The sequence below is a fragment of the Methanolobus vulcani genome, assembly GCF_900100715.1.
GTDB lineage: Archaea > Halobacteriota > Methanosarcinia > Methanosarcinales > Methanosarcinaceae > Methanolobus > Methanolobus vulcani.
Window position 1 is genome coordinate 310,973 of record NZ_FNCA01000001.1, and the last position, 25,236, is coordinate 336,208.

The following is a 25,236-nucleotide window of genomic DNA, read 5'->3' on the forward strand; positions in this document are numbered from 1 at the left end:
TTTTGTTGTAATTCCATGTGGGTCTCAAAAACAAGCAGTTGATTACATGGAAGATCAGACAACCAGTGATAAGAGCCTGTATATTGGCATAGATGCAGGAATGTTCAAAACCTCTGTGTGTACCAGTGAAGGAAAAAGGTTCACTGAACGCAGTACTGTTGCTTATTCCGGTGAGAACAGCAACAACCAGGAACAAAAAGTAGTATCCGGCAAGGATGCACTTGATCTGACAAATGGGAATATAAAAGAGCTTTTCAAAGGTGAGCTCAGGACAGAAGAAGACATAGATACTTGCAGAAAGTTCCTGAGATCTATTCTTGAAAAGCATGATATTGACACAAGTAGAAATACTTATGCAATACTTGGAACTCCTTCAAATGCAAGCAAAGAATACAAACGTAAATTCCTTGAACTTGCAAATGAGGTATTTTCAGGTGCTATGCTTGTTGATGAACTCTTTTGTGCATCCTACAAGAACAATCTTCCTGACAGGTCCATAATAGTTGACATTGGTTACAGTAAAACGGATATTTCCATAATAGACAGTGAAGTTCCCAGGGAAAATGATTGCCTGAGAATCTCATGTGCCGGGAAGGACATTGATTCTGAGATCGTTAAACTGATCAGCGAAAGGTGGGAAGATTCAAAAGTAACTGAAGAACTTGCCAGTGAATGGAAAGAGAAATACGGACATCTGGGGTCCGGCTCAAACAACTGTGTCGTTGAGGTTCCACTGGAAAGTGGCAATGTCCAGGAATCTATTTTAGAAGAGTTGCAACTGGCATGTGAGTTCGTTGTAACGGACATTGTGTCGGGAATTATCAAACTGATATCGGATATTGAGCCGGAACTGCGTGAAAAGTTAAGGAACAATATCCATATTTTAGGGGGGACCAGCGATCTTGAGGGACTTGATACTTTTATCGAGAACGAATTGAAGGTGCTGGGCGGTGGTAAAGTTATTTCTGATATCGATCCTGTGTACGGGATCTCAGAAGGTGCACTTGAAATTGCAAAGAATATGCCACCGGAATTCTGGAATCAGCTGAATGCTGAAAACAAAACTAAGGAAATGATAGTATGAATCCATTGAACTTATCAGGTAGGAAAAAGGAAAATGAAAATTCATCACAGGTATTTACCCCGAATATCTACCGCAAGCCCGTTATGAAAGAGGAATATGAGAAGGAGACTAATACTGCTTCTACAAATCCTCATAACTATATGCCAGCATCTGAAAAAGATGATGACACATTTACCAATCATACTACTCAAACAGTTCATACTGTCAATATTCCTGAAGGTTTCAATTCCAATATAGAGGAACTTATCGAGAAAGAAGCAGAACTTGTTAAGATCAGAGAACGCTATGAGGCTGATATTAGCGAGTATGAGAAAAAACAGAAAGAGCTTGATGAGCTAAAAAACGAATTTTCCGAGCAGGAAAAACAACTCCGCAAAAAGTGTGCGATTGTGAAATCTGCTACTGAAAGAGCCAAGAAGGCTATTCCACAGAATCAGAAAGATAATCTTGAAAAGGAGATCGCTGAGTTTGAAAAGAAACGCGGGGAACTTGAAGCCCGTGTCAAAGAGTTTGAAATATCCAGACAGAAACATGAAAAAGATCTTGCTGAATACCAGACTAAAAAGGATGAGCTTGATTCCCTGAGATCGTCTTATGAAACTGAATTTGAACAGTACAAAACAAAGAGATCCGAACTGGATGAACAGTGCAGGATACTTGAGGAGCAGCTTTCAAAAGGAGAAGAATTATCTATCGAGTTCAGTGAAGCGACTTCCCAGGCAGCACTTGAGGTTATCAAGGCAGGTTATTATTCTGAATTGAAAGAGCTTAACAGGAAAAAGGCAGATATCCAGACCGTAAAAACACAATTGGAAGATGATGAAGCACTTCTTGCTGATAAACGTTCTTCTGTTGAAAAGATGAGAGAACATCTCCAGACAGAGATATCTGATATTGGAAACAAGGCAAAGGAACTGGAGAGTACTGTTGCAAATTATGAAGAAAGGCTTAAAGAGCATCAGGAAAAGGAGCTTTCTTTTGAAGATAAGATAAAGGCTTTCGATGAGAAGAAAGAAGCTTTCAAGGCTGAGCGTGAACAACTCAGGTTAAAGCATGAAGAGAACATCAGAGCCTGCGAGGCGACCTTTGAGGAGAGAAAGGCTGAGTTCGAGGCTGAGAATGAAAGGATCAAGCTGGCACATGAGGAGAAAATCAAAGCCTACGAGAAGACTTTTGAGGAGATGAAAAATGGGTTCAAGGCTGAGCGTGAACAACTCAAGTTGAAGCATGAAGAAAATATCAAGGCCCATGAAGAAAAAGAGCGTGCTTTCCAAGAAGATATGAAAGCTCTTGAAACAAAGAAAGCTGAGATCAAAGCTGAAAGCGAGAATCTTGACCAAAAACGTGAAGATAACTCAAAATTCGAGGTTGAGATGGAGAAAATGCTGGCCGAGATGGAAGAGAAAAGAAAAGAACTTGACGAGATGATCGAGAAAACAAACAATGAGATAGGTGTTCATGTCACGATTCATCGCCAGAACCTTGACATTAAGAAGCTCAATAATAAGCTGGAACAGCAGACCATCTACATACAGAGTCTTGAATCATCGGTTTCTGAACTTAAAAAGAACCTTGAAGAAGCAAAATTTGATGTGAAAAAGAACGAAGTGTTCTCTCAGATACTTAAATCCAATATGGAACTGATGGATAAGCCACAGTTCATATGAAATTATATGTGTGCCTCAGAACTCATAGGGTTCATCATAAATCAGATGTGATTTCTCATCATTGGCACACTGTATCACTATTATATTACTATACTAACGTCTGAAAACGTCTGAATGAGTTTCCAGTTTCCGAATTCTTCACTCTGGAATTCTCAGAGGAACTCTTTCATCTCATCAACCAGCTTTTTTGCAGCCATTGCAGGATCTTCGGCCTGGTAGATGCTTCTACCAACGATAACCCAGTTGGCTCCTGCTTTTATGACATCGGAAGCTGATCCGCCCTGTGCACCGACACCGGGTGAGATTATTGAAAGCTCGTTTCCGATTATCTTTCTTATCTCTGCAACCCTTTCAGGACGTGTTGCAGGTGCAACAACACCTGATGCTTTTGCATCTGCTGCCATCTTTGCAATTCCTTCGCCGACCTGCTGCATGAAATCAAGTGCACCAGGATGGCTCATTTCAGTAACCACGTAGATGTCCTTTTCCTGTTCCTTTGCAAGTTTTACGGCAGCTTCAAGGCTGTCATGTCCTGTAAATCCCTGGACAATCACAGCATCTGCACCTGCTTTGAAGACCTGCTCGCATATCAGGCGGTTTGTGTTAGGAATGTCTGCAACCTTAAAGTCGGCAATGATAGGAGCGAATTTTGAAAGCTGGCTGATCATGTCCATTCCGGTTGAAAGTACGAGTGGATATCCTATTTTGATCGCATCTACATATCCTGCAACCTTTTCGGATATTGCCACGGCTTCCATCCTGTCTGTAACATCAAGTGCCAGTATAAGTCCTGTCTTTCTTTCCATGTGATTTCTCTCCCTCTGCAATTTACATTTTTGAAAGTCTGCTCCTTGCTGCTGCCACCATGATCGGAAGTGTGATGGTTGCATCGGAGTGGACTGTTACTGAGCGTGCTGTTTCGCTGACCTTACCCCATGAACGTGCTTCGTCAAGTGTTGCACCGCTTAAGCCTCCCGTTTCCGGGGTGTCCATTGTGAGCTGGATAGCATACTCGAATTCCTGATGAGTTACAAGCATGGACTGGAAAATGTAGTTCTTTGGGACACCGCCACCGATAAGAACTGCTCCCGGATCTTTTGCTTCATAGCAGATATCGATTATCTCTTTCATGTCTGCAAAAGCATCAACGTTGAGTGGGTGCATCTGTTTGAAAAGCCATGCCTGAAGTCCGATCATTGAGTCCTGGATTGCAGGACAGTAGACCGGAACATTCATGTCTGCTGCGGCTTTTAAGATGGAGTCCTTATCTTCAATGTGATTTCCAAGCTGTGTCATGAATTCCCTGATGGATATTGTGTCACTGCCAACATCGGAGAGAATTGCCTTCATCTTTTCCTCAAAGTCTATAAAATAAGGTTCCGGGAGATAGACATCGTATATCCTGTTTATTTCTTCGTGTTTAAGTTCGATGTCGTCACATTCCGCACAGCCTTTGTAGTGATGCAGCCCCATGGATTCCACGATTTCATGAACCATGTTAGCACCGGTTGTGACAAGTACATCGATGTAGCCGTCATAAATGAGATCGGTAACTATCTGCCTCATTCCCGCAGGCACCATTGCACCGGCAAGTCCGAAGAAACTGGTTGACCCGTTTGCAAGCATCTCAGTGTAGATGTCAACGGCGTCTGCAAGTTTTCCTGCACCAAAAGCACAACCATCGATTGCATGCACCAGTTCGTCAACGCCCATATTTTCTGTAATCTTTGCCTGTTTTATCGGATTTTTCAGTTTATCTTTATGTGAGTGACAATGTTCCATTTGAAAGCCTCTTTAATATAAGCAGAGTTAACGATGAAGTTGTTCTTTAAGGTTATTATGTGAGGAAGAAAGTTAAGTACAAACCTCAATAAATTAGAAATATTTTTAATTGATTATGGTCTTTTCTTAGATTATATAGGGGTAGTGTTCAGATTATGGTTAAAACTTGTTTTGTGATAATGCCAATAGGAAATCAAAAAATCGGAGATGAAATGATTTCTGCTGAAAGTCTTCGAAGTAAATATGATGACCTCATAAAGGAAGCTATTTTAAGAGCGAAACCTGATTTGGACGTAACACGTGCAGACGATGTTGATATACCAGGAGTTATTACAAATGATATTCTTAAAAGATTAATGACTTCTGATTATGTAGTTGCAGATATTACTTTTCCAAATCCAAATGTATTTTATGAATTAGGACTTAGGCACGCATGCAAAATAGGAACCATTTTAATCAAAGAAAAAAGTGATGTTCCGCTTCCTTTTGACATTGCACATTCAAGATATATAGAATATGATAATACAGGTACGGGGTTGAAGAAATTATCTCTAAGGTTAAAAAAACAATTTGAATGGTTTGAAAATAATAAAAATATTCCTGATAATCAGTTCATTGAATTGGCAAACCATATCACAAAAAACCTGCTGGACAGTAAAGCGGAGCCTTCTCCAAAAATCACAATGGAAGATACAAACCATAACAATATTTCTAATTTTAAGGATTTTCATAAAAACGTTTCAAGACAAAAGACATTGTCTTTGCTCAAGAAAGATAAAACAAGTAGCTCATTGGCTGAAAGGGTGAGATCTGCCAATACTCCAACATCCGGTACTGTTTACGAGGGAGACATAACATATATCGGTACAGACCTTCACGATATAATCGGTTTAGATGATGAAATGTATATCGAAATTAATGCAACTAATTTTAAGGGATTCATTTCTCAAGAAAAGCTCAAGATTTATGGTGGGTCTTTTGTTGATGATAGAAATATTAAGAAAGGTGGACTTGTATATGAAACTCGAATAGAGCAGATTGATTTTAAATCCGATGCATGGGAAGACACCTATAACGTTATGGAATTATTTGGGGATGTGTATGTTCCACTAAAGAATAGCACACCAAACAAGTTGACCAAGCTTCTCCTTGACACCCGCGACAAGTACACTCTAAGACTTGGTTCTGAATTAAAGCTCGCTGATGGCTATGAACTCACCGCAAAGCAGATCGATGTAAGTGGTGACAGAGTGTGGATGGAATTATCAAAAGACGGTGAATTCATAGAAGATGAAGTAATCCATGTTGACAACAAAACAGATAGAACATGGATATATTATACCGATATTGCAGATGAGATTAATGTTGAAGTTTTCAGAGTGAATGTAACTAAGTTATTTCAAGGTCAGGTAGATAGCCTTGTTGTAGTCGAAGGCATCTGGCTAATTGATTACGAGAATATCCTTGAGCTTGAAGTAGGCGACGAATTTGATATTTTGAAAGTTGACCGTATTGTTGATAGTTCAATGATTATGGTGAATGAAGACCCAATATTATTAACAAGAAATTCAATTCAAGAAATAGCAGAGGGTATGAAATTAAAAGTTACTGACTCAGATGATCTTGCATTCAAACTGATAAGAGAGTACGTCTAATCTCTAAATTACTGCTCATCCCATAAAGAAGAAAATTCTTTACTAACACCTTCACAACCCAAATCAAAATGGTTCTATTCAACATCATACAACTACATATACAAAATTTGCTACCAAGATACCTTCAATGCAAACACCAAAAAAGCGAAGCTGTGAAATTCCAACAAGAACCATCGAAAGAATTGCCAGAAATGCATCTAAAAATGCAATAATGAATGCATTTAATCACGGATTGCCTGTTACAAGAATAACCGGAAAAGAGACGATATCGTATATGATGCAGCGTTTGAGAGTGTTTGCCAGACAGAATGGTTCAGTTAAATTATGATTTGCTTCTTTTAAGAAAAATATCTCCATGAGTTTGCCTGTCCCTGCAAGTAAAATAACTTCCTTTCAAAGTATTAATTTCTTCAAAATCCAAGAACGTGATGCCATAATGTTTATGCATAGTTTCTGCTGAATTTGAAGAGGGTTCATTTACATATTGATAAACCAATCGAGATTCTGACAATGATATAGAGGCAACCTCACTCTTTGATTTTGAAGTATTCGTTTTCAAAATAATAGAGATAGAACTCCATGTTTGTTGGATATCGACTGTAATATCGATTTTATATCTTGAATTATGACTTGTTATTATATGTCCTTTCCATTTTCCATTTAAATCTGGAACTTTTGATAGCCTGAATCCTTTTAATGATATTTTCCAGAGAACTCTGTCTAAAAGATAGAAAAATAGCATATATAAGAATCCAAAAGTTGCCAATTGTGGAATATATGGAACATGATTAATGTAAGGAAGAGCATTGATATTATCCACAATTGGATTGAAAATTTTGAGGATTATTAAGGAAGCTATAAATGCTAAGCTTCCTATGGAACTTAATATTTTAATCCTCTTTTCATCAATAGAATATGAATGCATAATTACTTCCAATCGTTCCAAAATTTAATAGCACTATTTATAAATTTTTGAGCTTTGCCTGTCGACCACTGATCAGATGAATCCCCAAAAAGATCTGTAACTCCATTTTGACATTTAAAATTACTTATATCACTTTGATTCAGATACGACAGTACATTATAGACTGTATTTCCATAACATGACTCAAATTTGGAATTTGGAATATTGTAAAGTAAACATTCAATGAAATATGAAGGTGCTTCACTTTTACCAATTAAATTATTATCAATAAGTTTTGATTTTATATTTTTGAATATCCTGATTGCAGAGTAATAATTGCCATTAGTATTATTGCTTTTTAGTGTCCCATTTTTGTCATGTTGTTTCGGATAATTTACTACCCACCCTTCATTTGACTTAAAAGTCATTCCTTCAATGTATTTTTCATGTACACTATTAGAGTATTTTTCATAAAGCCGATATTGCATACAAACAACAACATCTGCATCTAAGTATGGAGTTTTCACTTTAATACATTTATTTCCCTGATTTACTGTAAAACCATTCTTATTGTTTAAGGCACTAAAAATATCTGATCTAAAATTATCCCAAAGATATGTTGCATTAGAATGATCTTTGTTATATGCATCTTTTTCAGGTTGTGATAATTTGCTTAAATCCTCTCGGAAAGTTGAATTTAATTGTATAACAACATCAACATCACTATTACTTCTGGTTGTTGTTGAATTCTTATATGAGCCCTGTAGATAGATTTCATAATTTGGCTTTCCACTTGGCCAACTATATGCAGCTATAGCCTTGCGTATTGATTCATGTGCATCTTTATATTTAGCTTGTGAACCGGGATTTGCCCAGATATCCAGTTGATTTTCAGGTATTGTCATCTAATGTCACCTATAGAATATACAACATTAATGGTGAAATTAACTATATACTTTACTCATAAATTTTATATTGTTTTGGGTTTTGTGCACAGACATTTCCTACTCAGGAAAAGATTACAAAATAGTACTATGATAATGTGCACTGTCCACTATACGATAATTATTCTTCACTCAAACCGTATATCAACAACCTCTCCTGCCACTAACCGAACTATAGATATCCATAATTCCCTTGGATGGATACATCATATTCTGATGCACCGACACGATACAATTACAGGCTTTCTGAGGAAGAGAACCTTTTCCGGTTCTATTTCAGCATTTTTGAACGCCTTATCAAAAAGATTGATCTCCCGTTTATGTTAAGAGCTGATGGCTTTGCCACCGACAGCCAACCCCAGCTTGTTGCTGTCCGTGAAGCTCTAGTGAATCTTCTGATGCACTGCGATTATTTCAGCCCAATGAAGCCAAGGATAAGAGTTTTCCTTGATCGGATAGAGTTCTTAAATCCCGGCAGCCTGCCAAAGGATATCGAGTCCATCATAAAAGAAGACTTCACAATGCCAAGAAACCCTATTATCGCTAAAATATTCAGAGTAATCAAACTCTCTGAAAATGCAGGCTCTGGCTTTGATAAGATGTTCAGTGGCTGGAAGTCGTATTATGAGATTGAACCCGAGGTTTCAAGTGATATAGACCACTATAAGATAACTTTCCCACTGGAAAAAGACACTATTCCTGAAAAAGTGTCGGAGAAAACTAGGGAGAAAACTAGGGAGAAAACTAGGGAGAAAATACTGAATATCATTTCCCAAAACCCTCAGGTAACAACTGCTGAACTGGCAAAATTGACAGGAATAACAGACAAAGGTATTGAATGGCATATTAAGAAACTAAAAGATGAAGGATTGCTAAAGAGAGTTGGAGCAGACAGGGGCGGTCACTGGGAAGTAGTTGGGAAATAATAGCTACAATTTTGGCACAGCTTGTGTCAGCATTGAAACACAGAATATTTTTACTGATTTTCAAACCGCATCTTCAATAACTTTCCCACTTCAGATTTATTTCAAATTGTAGAGAATTATAGAACAAAAAAAAGAAAAGCATATCAAGCATCTTTGTTTCTTGTACGGTCCTCTGCAGGATCAATGTCCTCATTTGGATCACATGGTGGTGCTGGATCTCCCTTTGCATCGTCATTGACAGGACCGGGCTGCGGTTGTGAATCATCCGCGCTGTGGTCGTTATAGTTCTCATCGGCTATTGCATTGCCGGCGAACATCGTTATGGCAAGTGCAATAGCAAGCAATACTGCGAACGTTCTTTTCATAGAATCACCCATATATATTATTCATTTAATGAAATATCTCTTTTTTGGGTTTCCAGGGAACTTTTGAGCCCCCACGCATTTCCAACTTTTCCCTGAAATGAGAGTAAAGAAAATAGCTACCGCTCTTCATACTATAACGCATGATAAAACAAAACTCAATAGAAAAAATAAAACAGGAAAATCAATATTTAGATTTTCCATTACATATTAATTATTAATTGAAAGAATTAAGCTAATTCGCCAAATGCGAACTTGCTAAGTACTTTAGTAACTTTAATTGTAACTTCGTCGCCGACTTTTGTCTCTGGTACAAAAACAACAAATCCGCTTACTCTTGCAATTCCATCGCCTTCTCTTGCGATATCTTCGATAGTTACATCATAGCTTTCTCCAGCTTCTACTGGAGCATTTGACTGCATGTTATTAAACAAATATTTCACGTCCTTTAAGTATTAGCTTAAAAAGAATACAACCATTTGGTTAAAGATACGAAAAAACAGTAAATACGGTTAAGGTAATACTATCTAGACCTATAATTATCAAAGTAGTTAAAGCCTCTAAAAGCATACTTACTAAGTTCGGATACTATATAAATATGATAGTACATATGCAAATGAGATACATTTCTGTTTTCTTTATCTACAAATATCCACAGATAAAAAAGGAGAATATTAGTTAAATCTCAGTCACAGCTATTGAATCTTTAAGAATATGATCATAAAGCTCTTTTGTCCAGTCAACTGCACTCTGACCTTGACATAACATGAACTTATGATCAAAAACCCCTTTCTTATTAAACGCACTTATCAGAGAGTGGACACTATCAAATGTAAAATATAAGAATTTCATCTTTTTAGTGTAAACATACATGTGGAAGAACTCATTATTAATGAAACTTGTAATCTCTTTTTGATATTCTGTTCTCAGCTTGTTAAGTAATTCCTGAGAAACTATATAGTAGAAATCGACATTACTTTCAAGCAGTTCTTCGATGATCGAATCGAAATTGGGGTAGAGTGTAGTAGTAACTACATAGACCTGAGGCGATACCTTATAATCCATGTTAAAAGATTTGTGCACGGAGAACAATTCTGTAATATGCGGGGTTATTATTTTGCAATCATTAAGCTGACCTATTTTATCTAATAAAGGAGAGGGAATGAAATCAAGATCCCGGCTTCCCCAATAATCAATATCAATATCAAAAACACCAATTTTATCCAGTAAAGGGATCATATCATCAACAACAACTTTTCCAATTGTTGTCAACTCATAGGTGTCATTGTAGTGAATGATCAGATAATGCTCTTCCAGAATCTTCATTTGAGGGAGCAATGAATTTCTGTTCGTGTCCATTAACTCTAGAAGAGTATCCATCTCTTTTGCACCATTACGCAAAAATAATAGCACATTCATCCTCTTTTCAGAAGCAAATGCTACATCAAGTAACCGTTTTTTCACTAAATCCACACCCATGAACAGGTATTATTTATCTTCTAATTTGATGCGCATTTATGTACCGATTTTATTTAAATCAAATCAGTGAATGGTAATTACGTCTGTTTGTATATGACATAATTATAAAAATATCCGAATATATGATTGCTATATGCACAAGCTTGTCCTAAAATGAACATTCAAATTAAATGGTTTCCCATTCTTAAGATTCGGCATCTATAAATCAAACTTCAGTTTTTCTTCCTGTGAACGACAATGTTCCATTTGAAAAACTCTTCAATTTGCTATACTTTGTACTAAGGTAATTCTGGAAAGATGTGAAAGGTTCAGGCTGATTCATTCTCATATTTAAATGATGTGATATATATCATTGTTAAGTATAAGTACAGCAAAAAATCCTCATGAGGTTTAATCATTTTGGTATGCTGCGTAAAAATATTATAAATTATCCGCAAATATAAAAAGAGTGAATAACTACAATTATATAATTAGTACAACACAAATAATAATGGATGTTGGATATTAAATCATTATACATTAGCCTATTTATAACTCAAGTTATTTTAACATTAATTTACTTTTTTTATTGGAAAACACAAAAGACCTATCCAGGATTTTATGAATGGACACTTTCACTTTTTGTAGCATCCATAGCAAAAATTCTATTTATATTCAGGGATACTCTCCCGGATTTTCTAACAATTACCATTGCTAATACACTTTCGGTTTTGTACTTTGTCTTAGTACTGGATGCACTGAAGCTCTATTTCACAAACCACAGATTACGCCGTGAAATATATTTCCTTTCTTTTCCTTTGATAATAAGCCTTTATTATTTTACAGAATATGTTGATAGTGCAGAGATTCGCAACAGCATCTATTCGATATCAAGCATCATATTAATAATCTTAATACTAAAGGTTCTTTTGACTAAGTCCAATTCAACTGGAAAATTATTTTCTAGACTCCTTGCAGCAGGTTATGTTCTTTATATGTTTACTCTTGTAGTGAGACTTGGAGACTGGTTTTCAAATTTTGCGAGCCGTAATCTATTCTCTCCATCAACATTTAACCTGCTTCTAATGCTTATTGGTATAATAACGATCTTAGATGTAAGTCTATCATTCATTCTACTTAATTTTCAGAGATCAACGCAGGAACTCGATAAAGCAAAGATAGAATCACAGAATATTGCCAACCGCTACTCTCTTGCTGCAAGTTCTGCAAAAGCAGGTCTCTGGTATATGGATTTGAACACAGATACATATCATTGGGATGATTCTCTTGAAAGACTGCTTAGACCTGAAATAGATATATTGAAGAAATTACAAGAAATCTGGAATTCATTTGAAATAACAAATGAATACATGCCAGATACTGATAAAAGATGTACCCAAATAACAGATGAACGTCATTTAACTACTGAATTCAGTTTTCATCGTAAAAATAAAGGTCTACTTCATTTTATGGTTCATGCCCATATTGTGTGTAATGCCGAAGGTTCCAATGTTGTTGTCGGGCTAATATATGATATTACTTCGCTGCGTAAAGCAGAAAATGCGCTTAAAGAATCAAATAAAAAACTGAATCTAATGAATAGTATTACTCGACATGACATCCTGAACATGACCAATGGGACAAATGGTTTTGCAGAACTGCTTATAAGGGAACTGGATGATCCGGAACTCAATAAAATGGCTGAACACATTGCTTATTGTGCTGATATGACTTCTAAATTAATATCATTCACAGCCCAATATCAGGACTTAGGAACCACTGAACCTTTATGGCAGAACATATCTCTTTTATTGGAGGATGATGAGTTCAAGTTCATTACAGAAGGCAAATCACTAAATTATCCGGAACCAGATATTCTTATCTATACTGATAAGATGCTCAAGAAAGTTCTCTATAACCTCATAGAGAACTCATTGAGGCATGGTCAGAATGTTAATTCTTTCTCGTTCTTTTATGACTTTTCAGAAGATGGACTTAATGTAGTATATACTGACGATGGCATTGGCATTCCTGACGAGAATAAAGATAAAATCTTTGAAAGAAACTTTGGAACAAACACAGGACTGGGGCTTTTCTTTTGCAGGGAAGTGCTTGAGATTAGTGGTTTGAAAATCCGTGAAAATGGTGTGTATGGTCAAGGTGCCAGATTCGAGATTAGTGTGCCTTCGGGTTCATTCAAAGAAGTTAATCAACATCTTGACTAAGAATATCAATACATACTCACCCTAGTTGCATAATATAATAATAGATAAATGTCATATTATCTTTAATGAGTTCAGTATTTCAAAAACTGGTACCAAAACAGCGAAAGATGTCAACAAGAATTGGAGGATTGTTGATAATAGTAGGGGAAACCATGTTTCTTTTTTCCCTGCTCAATTTCCTGATGATCACAAGGCTGCAGTATTATAATTCAGGTGATAGTTTCATGAGGACGCTTTTTCCTCATTACCTGCTGTTCCTTGCAGCACTTTTCATAGTAGCATTTCTTGGAATGTGGCTCACCTATGTGTATGTATTCCCGAGCAAGCAGCGGTTTTCTCAGGAACAGGCAATTAAAGATGACAGAAGTCCGATGTACAATAAGATCCTCGAACTTGAGGATGATATCGATGAACTGAAAAAGGTTGTCTTTGAGATGTCAGAGAAAATAGATCGCCTGAATGAAAAGGATAATAGCTAAGGACAACAGCTAATTTGAGAAAAGAATCGTTACAATGACAATTCAAATTGATCCGCTTATTGATGAACCTGCCCTTGTGGTAAGCAACGAAACAAAGTCACTGGTAGTTGCCGATATCCATCTGGGAATTGAATGGGACCTCTACAGAAGTGGATTTTCCATACCAAGCCGCATGAAATACGGCCTTGAAAGGATTCTGAAATACATCGACCAAGTGGCTCCTGAAAGAATTATTCTGCTTGGAGATGTAAAACATAACGTGCCACAAATATCATGGCAGGAAAGAGACGAAATACCATATTTCCTTTCAGTACTTTCCGACCATGCAGATGTGGAAATATTCCCCGGAAACCACGACGGAGGAATAGAGTATCTGCTTCCGGACAGGAAAAACATAACCGTGCATCCTGCAAGGGGAGCCATTATTGAAGACGTAGGTTATTTTCACGGACATACGTGGCCGGACCCTAAAATGTTCAAAGCTGAATACATCATCACTGCGCACAACCATCCTACAATCCGTCTTACCGATTCACTTGGCTATGCCATGGTAGAACAGAGCTGGATAAGGACACGCCTGAACCTCCCTGTTCTGCAGGAACATTTCAGCAGTCTTGAACTTGAAAAGGACAGTGAGAACTGGAATGATCCTGAAATGATAATCGTACCATCCTTCAATGAACTATGTGGAGGTGTGGCTTTCAATGAATCGCTGCATGATGATCTTCTGGGACCATTATTCTCATCACGCGGTGTTGATATCGATAATGCACAGGCATACCTGCTTGATGGAACCCAACTGGGAAAGCTGAAGAACATAAGAAAACTTGAGGAAAGCAAGGTTCGCACGAGGATAAAACGTAAAGGTTCAAAGAAAAAGGAACAAAAAGGGAGCGGAAAATGAGTTTTGACAACATATTCGATTCATTTGATCCGAGAATTCAGACCGCTCTGGAAAAACAGGGATTTAAAGCACCAACTGAACCTCAGGAAAAAGTGTTTCCTTATATCCTGAAAGGTGATCATACATTCCTTATTGCTCCAACGGGTTCAGGAAAGACCGAATCTGCAGTTCTTCCCATATTCCATGCCATTCTTGCCAAAACCCAGGAGCAAAGGACAGGAATATCAGCTCTTTACATCACACCCCTAAGGGCTCTTAATCGTGACATGCTTTCCCGAATACAATGGTGGGGAAAGGAACTTGGTATCGATGTCCAGGTAAGACACGGAGATACTTCCCAATATGAGAGACAGAAACAATCACGCAAACCACCTGATTTCCTGATCACAACACCTGAAACTTTGCAGGCGATGTTTACCGGTTCACGCCTGAGAAAGAACCTGTCCTATGTAACTCATGTTGTCGTGGATGAGATACATGAAATGGCATCCTCAAAAAGAGGAACACAGCTTGCGGTTGGACTTGAAAGACTTGTGGAACTTTCAGGAGAGTTCCAGAGAATCGGGCTTTCAGCCACTGTAGGTAATCCTGAGGAAGTTGCAAAGTTCCTTGCAGGTTCTGAAAGAGAGGTGTCCATAATCTCGGTTTCCCTGCTAAAGCTGCTGGATTTCAGTGTTGTAAGCCCGCAGGTTACTGATGATGACATTACGCTCTCAAAGAAGCTGGCATGCGATGTGAACTTTGCAGCACATATACGCTGTGTTCGGGATATTGTTCTGGATAATGTTTCCACGCTGGTTTTCGTGAATACAAGACAGAGTGCTGAAGCACTCGCTGCCGGATTTAATATGCTGGAACTGCCAATTGGAGTTCATCATGGTTCATTGTCTGTGGATTCACGTATCGAGGCAGAGGAATCATTCAAAAACGGTGACCTTCAGGGACTAATTTGTACATCGTCAATGGAACTTGGAATTGATATCGGCAACGTGGACCACGTTGTCCAGTATGGCTCACCTAGACAGGTTTCCAGACTTTTGCAGCGTGTTGGACGTGCAGGTCACAGGATACATGAAGTTTCCAGAGGTACAATCATTGCAATGGATGCCGATGATGTGGCAGAAAGCATGGCAATCTGTAAACTTGCCACTGAAGGAAAGGTTGAATCTATTTCTCCGCACATGAATTCACTGGATGTTGTGGCAAATCAGCTTGCAGGTATCGTTCTTGATTTTGGAGATATCGGAATTGATAAGATATACAGCATCTTAAAACGTGCCTATCCTTTCAGGAACCTTCGGATCGAGGTTCTCAGGAAAGTAATAGCTCAGATAAAGGATTACCGTATGGTCTGGCAAGAAGAAGGTTCCGATAATATCAGCCGCAGAAGGAAGAGCTGGCAATACTATTACGATAATCTTTCCATGATACCGGATGAGAAGAAATACGAAATATTTGATATTGTAACCGGCAGACCGGTTGGAGTTCTTGATGAGGCTTTTGTTATTAATTTTGCAACACCTGGTGCGGTTTTCATTACAAAAGGAGACATGTGGCGTGTCATAGAGATGATAAGCGACCGCAACAGAATAAAAGTTGAACCGGTCAGAGGCATGGGAGAAATACCGAGCTGGACAGGCGAAGAGATCCCTGTTCCTTTTGAGGTCGCTCAGGAAGTTGCAAATATTCGTTCTATAATTGCAGGTATGATCCTTGAAGAAAATGAAGACGAGGAAATAGCCACTAAACTGGCTGCGTTGTACCCAATTGACCCCGAAAGCCTGACAGAGCTTCTTTCCATAATCAGAGAACATGTTGAAGGTGGTTATCCACTCCCCGACCAAAATATGTTCGTTATTGAGAATGATGGGGATGCAGTGTTAATAAACACCTGCATCGGACACAATGCCAACGAAACGCTTGCAAAGGTGCTGACATCACTGCTGGCTGCAAGATATGGAAGCAGCGTGGCACAGGAGATCGACCCTTACAGGATAAAGATGACATTGCCACGCAGGATCAAGGCTAAGGAAATTGAAACACTTTTGCAGGATATTCAGCCGGAACATATTGAACCTATTATTGAAATGACCTTGAAGAACACTTCACTGATGAAGTGGAAGATGGTGCATGTTGCCAGGAAGTTCGGTGCCCTTAGCAAGGATATTGATTATGACAGGATTAGCATGAAGAAGCTGCTTGAGATATATCGTGATACTGCAATGTATGACGAAGTTATCCGGGAGATCTTCCATGATATGCTGGATGTTGAAAGAGTTACGGATATACTTAGAAGGATGGCTGAAGGTGAGATCCGCCTTGTGGTGAGCAAGTCAACACCTATAGGAAGTTCGGGTTTCTCTATGAAACGTGACCTTGTGGCTCCTGAGAAAGCTGACAGGTCAATTGTTATGGCTCTGAAAGAACGTATTATGAATGACAATGTTATCCTTTTCTGTGTGCATTGCAAGAAATGGACATCAAGAAGACAGGTGAAGAATGTTCCTGATAAGATAATATGCCCGGTTTGTGATTCCGGGATGGTGGCTGCACTCAAACCATGGGAAGATGAGGAGATCAAACTTGTCAGAAAGCAGGATAAGGTCACTGCAAAGGAGGATATCAAACGTATCCGCAGGGTTTACAGGAATGCGAATATTGTCATGACACATGGAAAAATGGCAGTAATAGCACTTGCAAGCAGAGGTGTGGGACCTGAAATGGCAACCCGTGTGATACAGAAAATGCGACATGATGAAGAAGCATTCTATCGTGACATTCTGGTAGCTGAAAGGAACTATGCCAAGAACAAGAGATTCTGGAGCTGAATTGCTTTTATGTATGAGATTACCTGAATAGACAATCTTATATCAATATAAAACAAATATAAAACGGCTGAAGATTACCAGTCTTGAGCCGGGAGGAATAAAATGCAATCTTTTATAGTTGAGCACTATCTGCAAAAAAAGATAGACATTTATTGTGGCGGTCCAGACAGGTTCTATGGAGTTGTTGAAGCATGCGCAGACGGCGTGCTGACAATCAAGGATGAAAATAAATACACACACATTGCCATTGATAAGATCATTGCCATATGGAGCGATGAAAAGAAGTAAACTGAAATATTTATGAATGGTAATTTTATCTTAATATCCTTTTCTTATTTTTAATAAACTATTTGCCTATTGGTCATACTTGTCCCGTATATTTCTGATTTGTTAATGGTTATTAATTTGAATTTTTTTTCATTTTCTGCATCCCCCTGCTTTAATCCAATAGTTTTATATCTGATGTAACGCAAATCAAGGTGACTAAAATCTACTCAACAGAGAAGGATTCATTATGAACATGAAAGAAAGATTACTCAAAGCATTAAAAGGTGAAGAAGTCGACAAAGTACCTGTTTGTACTGTTACACAGTCCGCTATTGTTGAGCTTATGGACCAGACAGGTGCAGCATGGCCAGAGGCACACAGCGACGCACAGAAGATGGCAGACCTCGCAATCGCTTCATACGAAGTATGTGGTCTTGAGGGTGTAAGAGCTCCATACTGTCTCACAGTACTTGCAGAAGCAATGGGCTGTGAAGTCAACATGGGTACAAAGAACAGACAGCCATCAGTCACAGACCACCCATACCCAAAGGGTGTTGACAACCTTGCTATGCCAGAGAATCTCCTTACAGTAGGCAGAATCCCTGTCGTAATGGAAGCAATGAAGCTCATCAGAGACAAAGTAGGAGACGAAGTACCTATCATCGCTGGTATGGAAGGTCCTGTAACACTCGCATCCGACCTCGCAAGTGTAAAGAAGTTCATGAAATGGTCAATCAAGAAGCCAGAAGACTTCCAGACAATCCTCGACTTCGCATGTGATGCATGTATCGAGTACGCAAACGCACTCTTCGACGCAGGAGTAGACGTAATAAGTGTACCAGACCCAGTATCATCCCCTGACCTCATGGCTCCTGACACATTCGACAAGATGCTCAAGCCATGCCTTCAGAAATTCGCTGATGGTGTAAAGGGCCCAATGATTCTCCACGTTTGTGGTGACGTAACCCCAATCCTTGAAATGATGGCAGACTGCCACTTCGAATCTATCAGTATCGAAGAGAAGGTAAAGGACCTCAAGGGCGCAAAAGCAAAGGTAGGAGACAAAGTCACTATCTGCGGTAATGTATCAAGCCCATTCGTACTTCTCGCAGGCGACGAAGCAGCTGTAAAGGCAGCAGCAACAAAGGCTCTCGAAGACGGAATCGATGTTCTCGCACCAGGCTGTGGAATTGCACCTGACACCCCAGTTGCAAACCTTAAGGCAATGGTCGAAGCAAGAGACGAATACTACGCATAAATTTTTTAAATAGCATGCCATAGTTCTGCTATGGTCATGCCATATTCTTTTTTTCTTCAGCATCATTGATTTGACGTTTATTGCTGTCGTTTTCAGTCTTCGGCGTTAACATAAATCTTTAATATAACCTGAACACATCTTTTATTGATCAAAGGTTATTTGCACAACTGCACGTCTTTTCAAATTTAACTTTGGTTCTTTTGCATTGTAAAAAAGGAGATATATTATGCACTATAGTCTAGGAATTGATGCTGGCGGTACGTATACTGATGCTATTCTTGTAAGGGACTCTGATGGAACCGTGGTCGGCTCAGGGAAAGCGCTTACAACATATCCGGATCTTGTAGAGGGAATTAAAAATGCAATCGATACTCTTGATCCTGAATATGCGAAAAAAGTAAACCTGGTATCAGTTTCGACTACTCTTGCAACGAACACAGTGCTTGAAGGAACCGGAAGTCCTGTTGCCCTGATACTGGTAGGTGAACATCCCGTGAAAGGAGATTTTCCTGCAAAACATGTACTTTCGATATCAGGAGGACATAGTTATAATGGAGAAGAAATAGAAAAACCTGACATTGCTGCAGTAAAGGAATTTGCTGGAAAGTATAAGGATGATGTTTCAGCTTTTGCTGTATCTTCATTTTTCAGTGTAAGGAACCCTGAACATGAACTAGAAATTACAAAAGTTCTTCATGAGACCACGGGATTGCCTGTGGTTTGTGGTCATGAGCTCTCACAAGACCTTGGGGCTTATGAGCGTGCTGTAACTGCATCACTTAATGCGCAGCTGCTTCCAATATCCCATAAATTCATCCTGTCAGTTATAGACGAGATCAAAAGAAGAGAGATCGATGCACGTCTTTTGATGTTGAAATGTGACGGCACGGTTGTTGGTTTGAAAGATGCACTGGAAAAACCTGTGGAAACGATATTTTCAGGGCCTGCTGCAAGTCTTGTTGGGGCTTCATTCCTTTCAGGACTTGACACATGTGCAGTTGTAGATGTTGGTGGAACCAGCACCGATGTATCTGCCATAATAGATGGAATTCCTGAACTTTCTGACACCGGAGCAGTTGTAGGTGGATGGAAAACCCGTGTCCGTGCAACAAGGATGGAAACATCTGCAATGGGTGGCGACAGTCATGTCTGGACACGCAACAAAGTGATCCACATTGGACCGCGAAGAGTAATGCCTCTCTGTCTTGCATCATCAAAGTATCCTGGATTTCTGGATAAACTTAAAAGAAACTTAATTCCTAAGAGAAGTGTTCTTGACAGAAATATCCAGCCTACTAAATTTTTCATGAGATCGGGGTTTGTCCCTAAAGGACTTGAAGATTCTGAAGCAGAAGTACTCAAAGCCATTTGTAATGAACCAATGAGCCTGGATGAAATTGCTGCAATTTCTACTCGCTACCCTTCAACTGTTATACTGGACTCCCTTATACAGAAAAGACTTATTCAGGCTATTGGCTTCACTCCATCAGATGCTCTTCATGTTCTTGGAGAGTACAACTCATGGGATTCTAAAGCATCGGAGATAGGTGCTGAAAAACTTGGAAAACTGGATAAAATGACTGCCGTTGAATTCAGCATGAAGGTAAAAGAGATAGTTGCAAAGAATATGGCTTTCAACCTTATGAATTATATGTTACCTGATATTGAAAGAAACGGGATAAAGAAGATTGTCGATGGAAAATTCAATGCAAGGTTTAAAGTTGATATTCCTGTTGTTCTTCTTGGCGGGCCGGTAGTAGCATATAAGGAGATCATGGAAAGAATTATAGATGCAGATATTATTGTTCCTGAATATGCCCAGGTAGGTAATGCTGCAGGAGCTCTCTTTGGAAAAGGTATCCGAAGAATAGAACTTATAGTCAGACCAGTATCTATCAATGACCTTGATGCAGGATATTATGTATTTTCCCCGGAAGGAAGAAATACTTTTTCAGATTATCGGGAAGCTGTGGAATTTGCCGAGGATTACGGACAGAAAATGGTTGTTGAATATATGGGAGAATGTGGTGTCAGCAGAGACAATCTAGATATCAAGATGACAAAAAATACTTTTTCTCCTGAAGACTGGAAACATGATCCGGTTGAAACTGTGATACAGATCACAGGCATAGGTTATCCCAAGAGATTCATAAAATAACCTACTTTTTTATTTTTTAATTCGTATGGTGAATTAATATAACTAGAGTGGCAGTGCTATATTTCTGATAAAAGCAGACTTTACAGTAAGCCAATTAATTGATGAACTAAAAAAGAAAAAAGGAACAAGTTCCGAAAGAACTTGTTTCGCTTCTAGACTTAGAACTTGTAGTTGTCGTCTGGTCTGAATACAGCGACTTCTGCCTTGTACTTCTCCATGCTGTCGCTCATGAAGGTGTCGGCTTCGTCGGTCATTGCATCGAGTGCTGCCTTTGCATCGTTGAGTGCGTTTGTCTCGAACTTGGACATGACAAGTTTCTTCTTGTCTGCTGCGTTCAGGATGTCACAGCATGCAATTGCTGCGTTCTTTGCACGGAGGTAGAGGTCGTCTCCATCCTTTGCGATTGCTTCAGCTACTGAGTATGCGTTGTCGTATGCAAGGACGTATCCCTGTGGGTCTCTGTATTTGTCAGAGAGTACGAGGATGTCACGGAGCATCTTTGCGTTGCCTGTCTCGGTTGCTACGTTGAGCATTGCTGCATCGTAGTTAAGGGACTCGGACCAGCACTGTACAGAGGTACCACCGAATTCACCGTGGTATTCTACAGATTCGTTTGACCAAAGGTCACAGCACTGCATGACAAGGTTACCCATTACATCAGAGTGTGCACAGGTTGAGGTCTTTCCTTCCTGAGCGATTGGGCATCCTGTGATTGCCTTTACGATTGTGTTCTCGTATCCACAGTCCTTTCCTGGACCCTGAGCACCTGCTTCATATCCTGCGAGTGTCCTTGGTGCGGAGATTGCTCTTGCGATGATTGCAATGGTGTGTGCAAGGTTCTTGTCGAGGAGACCACCTGCTATGAACATAGCGGTGTTTGCCTGTGAACAGTCTGTGTCACCAGCTGCAATTCTTCCCTTCTTGTCTGCGATCTTCCTGATGTCTTCCCAGATCATAGTCATGTCAATTGAGCCGAGGCAGCCAATTGCATATACGAGACCAGGAATGTCGTTCCTGAGGATTGCGTAGTCGAGAATTTCCTTACCGCCCATTGTTTCGATGGACAGGAAGTCTGCTCCAGCATCTGCTACAGCTTCGAATGACTCCATAAGGGTGTCATACTTTGCGCCGATAAGTGCAAGGAGGTCACGGTTCTCACGGATGTCACCAGGTGTGTGTCTGAGAGCTGTCTTGATTCCATATTCCTCATGGTATTCTTCCATGATGGTCTTCTGGACGTGTGCGACTTCTCCTCCCCAGTCTGGGTTGTTGGTCATCTGTTCTACGTGTTCTGTCTCGAGTGAGATACCTGGGAAACCGACCTGTACAGCTCTTGCCATAATGTCAGTTGTGAGTCTGCGGTATTCTGAAACGAGTTTCTCTTTGGAGACACCAGCTTCAGGCCTTGGTGCGTAGTTAACTTCACCAGTTACGTATCCTGCACCTACTTCTAATCCGAGTTCTGCTTTTACTGGGTATACTGACTTACCGAAGATCATGTCGTCAGCATTCTTGTATGCAAGTGATGTGTATCTTTTTACCATTTCTGTCACCTCTTTAGTGTTTGTGGAACTGCTCCTTCAGCTGTGCAAGACCCTTTCCTGAAAGGATTGCGTCTGCCATCTTTGGTGCGTCTGCTGCTTCTTCACCATATACACCGAGTTCGTACTGTGTAACGAAGTCCTGGTTAACTGCTCCGCCACCGCACTGGAATGGTACTTTGATTCCGGACTCGAGGAGTCTGTCGTTGACTTCCTTGAATGCATACATTGTTGTTGTCATCAATGCTGTACCGGTGAGCATCATTGGGCTTTCCTTCTTTACAGCTGCGATAACTTCATCTACTGGTACGTCACGGCCAAGGTCAACTACTTCGTAACCAGCTGCTCTGAGGAGTGCTGCTACAATTGACTTACCGATGTCGTGTACGTCACCTTCTGCTACGTGGCATACTACCTTGCCCTTTGGCTTTGGTGCTGCGCCACCCTGTTCCTTACAGTACTCGATACCCTCGAGCATTGCATCTGCTGACATCATAACGTTTGGCAGGAAGATGACACCCTGGTCATATAAGTCTGTGACGATCTTCATTCCTACCATCAGCACATCATCGATGAGCTTTACAGCGTCTGCTCCGCCCTCGATTGCCTTCTCAAGGCCTTCGATTACGTCGTCTTCTTCTCCATCAAAGATTGCAGCACAAATAGTCTTTGCAGGCTCTGTGCTTGGATACATCTCAGCTGCCATCTCTTCAGGTGTCTGTGCTTTTTCTTTAGCAACATTGTACCTAACTAATATTTTGCTTGGGTCTACATCCATCTAATTCTACCTCCTTAGATCTAGATTGACTTCCTACTGAAACGCTAGCATACATCAAACGAAGTATGTACATTACAGCAGATGGATATCAGTTGTCATATGACATTTAACTCTTAGCAAAAGTCTCCACAACCATTTGCTAACATGTTTTAGTCATTTGCTAACTTCATCTTTCCACATAACCACGTATTCTAGATAGCTATATAAACCTAGCGGTTTTGGATATTTATAAAAATAAAACCATGTTATAGAGAGATATATTTTTATACAGTACTACCAGACTTCATTTTTTATGACTAATACGAGACAAAATGCCTGATTATATTTAGGATGTAAACCGGTATTTGTATAATTTTGTGTATAGAATTGCCAAATAAACATTGAAAGTTACGGTTAACTTTAAATATAGGTGCACGATTTTTCCATTTTTGCACCCATAACTAAAGTTAGCTTGTTGAAAGTGATTTGTTTTAATAGATTAATATAAAATAGCATTTGCTTTTTTTCTTTTGACTGTATGAAGAATAAACATGTATAATTTAGATGATATACAAATTATTTTAGACACCGAGAAGAGTTTAGATTTTTTTTAGTAATTGTTAACCGTTCGATTTAAGTATCGTCAAAAGTCGAAGTGTACAATAGAACTAATGATAGAAAATGTAACAGATAGCAAACTTACATGTTATGCGTTATACTTATATATGACATAAATTTGGATAAATGCCTTACAAAATAAAGATAGAAAATGATTCGTCAAACCATGAATATAAAATAATATCTTAACAAAATAATGGATAAAAGTAATAAAAAAGATAGCAGCAAAAGGAATTGCTGCAGTTATTTGTCATAATCAATTGTTATTGACTAGATCTATTGGTTTGACATGACCATGACTATGATCGTGGTCATGAGGTTTATTGTGCTTGAAACCTATCTTCTGGTCGCCCAGCTTTTCAGAAATAGTATCATTTACTAGATTCACAAGCTTATCATGATCAATACTGGAAACTGCCGAGAGAATCTTGAGTCTGGGCACTTGCCCGGTCTCCGTATCAATGACTTCCATGGTAATATCCTGATCATATGCCGTAAGATTGGTCTTTACAGTATTAGAACCGGATTCAATGAAGAGCTTAATGTGCCCCACAAATTCAGGACTTAGCTCTATTACCCTGGACTTAAGGGCAGTCATGATATCTTTTGCAGTTGCCTGGGCAAGCTCTGTGGATATCCGTCCATCAAGCAGGAACTCTGTGGCATAACTTGCAATACCCGAAGCCTCGATAGAATCCAGAGTCTGCTCAACAGCCTTTCCTGTTGTCTCATCAATAACCTCTGTCTCAGGACTTGTAGTTTTCAACACATGATGTCCATGCTGGCTGGGCACATCTCCCATTGCAAGCTCAACGAATTCATACCAGTGCCCATCTTCCTTGGAAGTAGAAAGCAACAGCACCTTTGCCTTGGGATTAAGCTGCTGGACAGAAGTCTCAAGGATAGGTATGCGTATCTCATCAATGAGGTCAACCTTATTAATACATAAGATCTCAGCATCGATGATCTGGCGCATAGCAAAGTTCTTTGCTTCCTTCATTAGCTGCTTGAACCTGCTACCATCTATAAGTGTGACAAGAGGCTGTACGGTAGTATCCTTCAGATCCATCAGATCGATCTCATTCTTGATGATTTGCGGGAAGGCTATCCCAGTTGGTTCTATTAATATGATATCAGGATGGTAATCCTTGTTAAGAATGGTCAATGTTGTTTTCATATTGACCTTAAGAGAACAGCAAATACATCCGCTTGTGAGTTCGGTCATATCAAGACCGTACTTGGAAATGACGTCTCCGTCAAGACCAACTTCACCTATCTCATTGACAATAACAGCAACTTTCTGACCGGCTTCACTGAATTCCTTACCCAGTCGTATAATGGTGGATGTTTTTCCACTACCTAAAAATCCACCAACAACAAGTATTTTCATATTCAATTCCTTCTAAAAATTAAAAGAGA

At 39.3% G+C, this 25,236-nt stretch carries 22 protein-coding genes; 12 read left to right on the top strand and 10 right to left on the bottom strand.

Translation table 11 applies throughout. The annotated features are described in order from the left end of the window. Window positions 1–46: 46 nt before the first annotated feature. Both BLP52_RS01335 and BLP52_RS01340 read left to right on the top strand, forming a co-directional pair. Entirely contained in the window at window positions 47–1,084 is a 1,038-nt protein-coding gene (locus tag BLP52_RS01335; protein WP_162272919.1) for a rod shape-determining protein, read from the top strand. Then, window positions 1,081–2,751, top strand: a complete 1,671-nt coding sequence (locus BLP52_RS01340; protein ID WP_091708017.1) for a hypothetical protein — start codon at window positions 1,081–1,083, stop codon at window positions 2,749–2,751. Before BLP52_RS01335 ends, BLP52_RS01340 begins: the two co-directional genes overlap by 4 nt. 152 nt (window positions 2,752–2,903) lie before the next feature. Here BLP52_RS01340 and pyrF read toward each other — a convergent pair whose 3' ends face one another. Both pyrF and BLP52_RS01350 read right to left on the bottom strand, forming a co-directional pair. After that, complete coding sequence (gene pyrF / locus BLP52_RS01345; RefSeq protein ID WP_091708018.1) at window positions 2,904–3,557, bottom strand: orotidine-5'-phosphate decarboxylase; 654 nt, start codon at window positions 3,555–3,557, stop codon at window positions 2,904–2,906. Between the two features lie 22 nt (window positions 3,558–3,579). Continuing rightward, complete coding sequence (locus tag BLP52_RS01350; protein WP_091708019.1) at window positions 3,580–4,533, bottom strand: deoxyhypusine synthase; 954 nt, start codon at window positions 4,531–4,533, stop codon at window positions 3,580–3,582. Between the two features lie 155 nt (window positions 4,534–4,688). Between BLP52_RS01350 and BLP52_RS01355 the strand changes: the two genes are divergently transcribed. Both BLP52_RS01355 and BLP52_RS01360 read left to right on the top strand, forming a co-directional pair. Then, a complete protein-coding gene (locus tag BLP52_RS01355; RefSeq protein WP_091708021.1) occupies window positions 4,689–6,188 on the top strand; it encodes an S-layer protein domain-containing protein in 1,500 nt (499 codons plus the stop codon). Window positions 6,189–6,315: 127 nt separating this feature from the next. Beyond that, window positions 6,316–6,516, top strand: a complete 201-nt coding sequence (locus BLP52_RS01360) for a hypothetical protein (RefSeq protein WP_091708023.1) — start codon at window positions 6,316–6,318, stop codon at window positions 6,514–6,516. On the opposite strand, the gene BLP52_RS01365 is transcribed toward BLP52_RS01360, so the two are convergent. Then, window positions 6,511–7,125 carry a Cap15 family cyclic dinucleotide receptor domain-containing protein gene (locus BLP52_RS01365; RefSeq protein WP_154717761.1) on the bottom strand — a complete coding sequence of 205 codons (615 nt, stop codon included), beginning with the start codon at window positions 7,123–7,125 and terminating at the stop codon, window positions 6,511–6,513. The two genes, BLP52_RS01360 and BLP52_RS01365, sit on opposite strands and share 6 nt — an antisense overlap. Next, window positions 7,116–7,997 carry a nucleotidyltransferase domain-containing protein gene (locus BLP52_RS01370; protein ID WP_091708027.1) on the bottom strand — a complete coding sequence of 294 codons (882 nt, stop codon included), beginning with the start codon at window positions 7,995–7,997 and terminating at the stop codon, window positions 7,116–7,118. The genes BLP52_RS01365 and BLP52_RS01370 overlap by 10 nt, the downstream gene beginning before the upstream one ends. 236 nt (window positions 7,998–8,233) lie before the next feature. On the opposite strand from BLP52_RS01370, the gene BLP52_RS01375 reads away from it, so the two are divergent. Next, window positions 8,234–8,962 (top strand): ATP-binding protein, encoded by a 729-nt coding sequence (locus tag BLP52_RS01375; protein ID WP_091708029.1) that lies wholly within the window; start codon window positions 8,234–8,236, stop codon window positions 8,960–8,962. A 143-nt stretch (window positions 8,963–9,105) separates the two neighbouring features. Here the strand turns inward: BLP52_RS01375 and BLP52_RS01380 are convergent, their stop codons facing one another. From BLP52_RS01380 to BLP52_RS01390, 3 genes are all read right to left on the bottom strand, one after another. After that, window positions 9,106–9,327 (bottom strand): hypothetical protein, encoded by a 222-nt coding sequence (locus BLP52_RS01380; RefSeq protein ID WP_154717762.1) that lies wholly within the window; start codon window positions 9,325–9,327, stop codon window positions 9,106–9,108. Window positions 9,328–9,554: 227 nt separating this feature from the next. Beyond that, the gene (locus tag BLP52_RS01385) at window positions 9,555–9,746 is read right to left on the bottom strand and encodes a TRAM domain-containing RNA chaperone (RefSeq protein ID WP_091708033.1); all 192 of its coding nucleotides are present in this window, start codon (window positions 9,744–9,746) and stop codon (window positions 9,555–9,557) included. 256 nt (window positions 9,747–10,002) lie between these two features. Next, window positions 10,003–10,788 (bottom strand): helix-turn-helix transcriptional regulator, encoded by a 786-nt coding sequence (locus BLP52_RS01390; RefSeq protein WP_091708384.1) that lies wholly within the window; start codon window positions 10,786–10,788, stop codon window positions 10,003–10,005. A gap of 509 nt (window positions 10,789–11,297) precedes the next feature. Here BLP52_RS01390 and BLP52_RS01395 point away from each other — a divergent pair. The 7 genes from BLP52_RS01395 (at window position 11,298) to BLP52_RS01425 (ending at window position 20,901) form a co-directional block, all read left to right on the top strand. Beyond that, the gene (locus BLP52_RS01395; protein WP_091708035.1) at window positions 11,298–13,007 is read left to right on the top strand and encodes a sensor histidine kinase; all 1,710 of its coding nucleotides are present in this window, start codon (window positions 11,298–11,300) and stop codon (window positions 13,005–13,007) included. Window positions 13,008–13,072: 65 nt separating this feature from the next. Further along, on the top strand, window positions 13,073–13,486 hold the full coding sequence (locus BLP52_RS01400) for a stage II sporulation protein M (protein ID WP_238380675.1): 414 nt from the start codon (window positions 13,073–13,075) through the stop codon (window positions 13,484–13,486). Window positions 13,487–13,520: 34 nt separating this feature from the next. After that, the gene (locus BLP52_RS01405; protein ID WP_091708039.1) at window positions 13,521–14,390 is read left to right on the top strand and encodes a metallophosphoesterase; all 870 of its coding nucleotides are present in this window, start codon (window positions 13,521–13,523) and stop codon (window positions 14,388–14,390) included. Further along, a complete protein-coding gene (locus tag BLP52_RS01410; RefSeq protein ID WP_091708041.1) occupies window positions 14,387–17,218 on the top strand; it encodes a DEAD/DEAH box helicase in 2,832 nt (943 codons plus the stop codon). Before BLP52_RS01405 ends, BLP52_RS01410 begins: the two co-directional genes overlap by 4 nt. Before the next feature lie 102 nt (window positions 17,219–17,320). Continuing rightward, on the top strand, window positions 17,321–17,506 hold the full coding sequence (locus BLP52_RS01415) for an MM0924 family protein (RefSeq protein WP_023846069.1): 186 nt from the start codon (window positions 17,321–17,323) through the stop codon (window positions 17,504–17,506). A 226-nt stretch (window positions 17,507–17,732) separates the two neighbouring features. After that, window positions 17,733–18,743 (top strand): methylcobamide:CoM methyltransferase MtaA, encoded by a 1,011-nt coding sequence (gene mtaA, locus BLP52_RS01420; protein ID WP_091708043.1) that lies wholly within the window; start codon window positions 17,733–17,735, stop codon window positions 18,741–18,743. 226 nt (window positions 18,744–18,969) lie between these two features. Then, the gene (locus BLP52_RS01425; RefSeq protein WP_091708045.1) at window positions 18,970–20,901 is read left to right on the top strand and encodes a hydantoinase/oxoprolinase family protein; all 1,932 of its coding nucleotides are present in this window, start codon (window positions 18,970–18,972) and stop codon (window positions 20,899–20,901) included. A gap of 158 nt (window positions 20,902–21,059) precedes the next feature. On the opposite strand, the gene mtaB is transcribed toward BLP52_RS01425, so the two are convergent. From mtaB to BLP52_RS01440, 3 genes are all read right to left on the bottom strand, one after another. Further along, entirely contained in the window at window positions 21,060–22,445 is a 1,386-nt protein-coding gene (gene mtaB / locus BLP52_RS01430; protein ID WP_091708047.1) for a methanol--corrinoid protein co-methyltransferase MtaB, read from the bottom strand. Window positions 22,446–22,458: 13 nt separating this feature from the next. Next, window positions 22,459–23,220 carry a methanol--corrinoid protein MtaC gene (gene mtaC, locus BLP52_RS01435; RefSeq protein WP_091708048.1) on the bottom strand — a complete coding sequence of 254 codons (762 nt, stop codon included), beginning with the start codon at window positions 23,218–23,220 and terminating at the stop codon, window positions 22,459–22,461. A gap of 853 nt (window positions 23,221–24,073) precedes the next feature. After that, window positions 24,074–25,207: a GTP-binding protein gene (locus tag BLP52_RS01440; protein ID WP_091708050.1), complete on the bottom strand. Its 1,134-nt coding sequence runs from the start codon at window positions 25,205–25,207 to the stop codon at window positions 24,074–24,076. Between the last annotated feature and the right edge of the window lie 29 nt (window positions 25,208–25,236).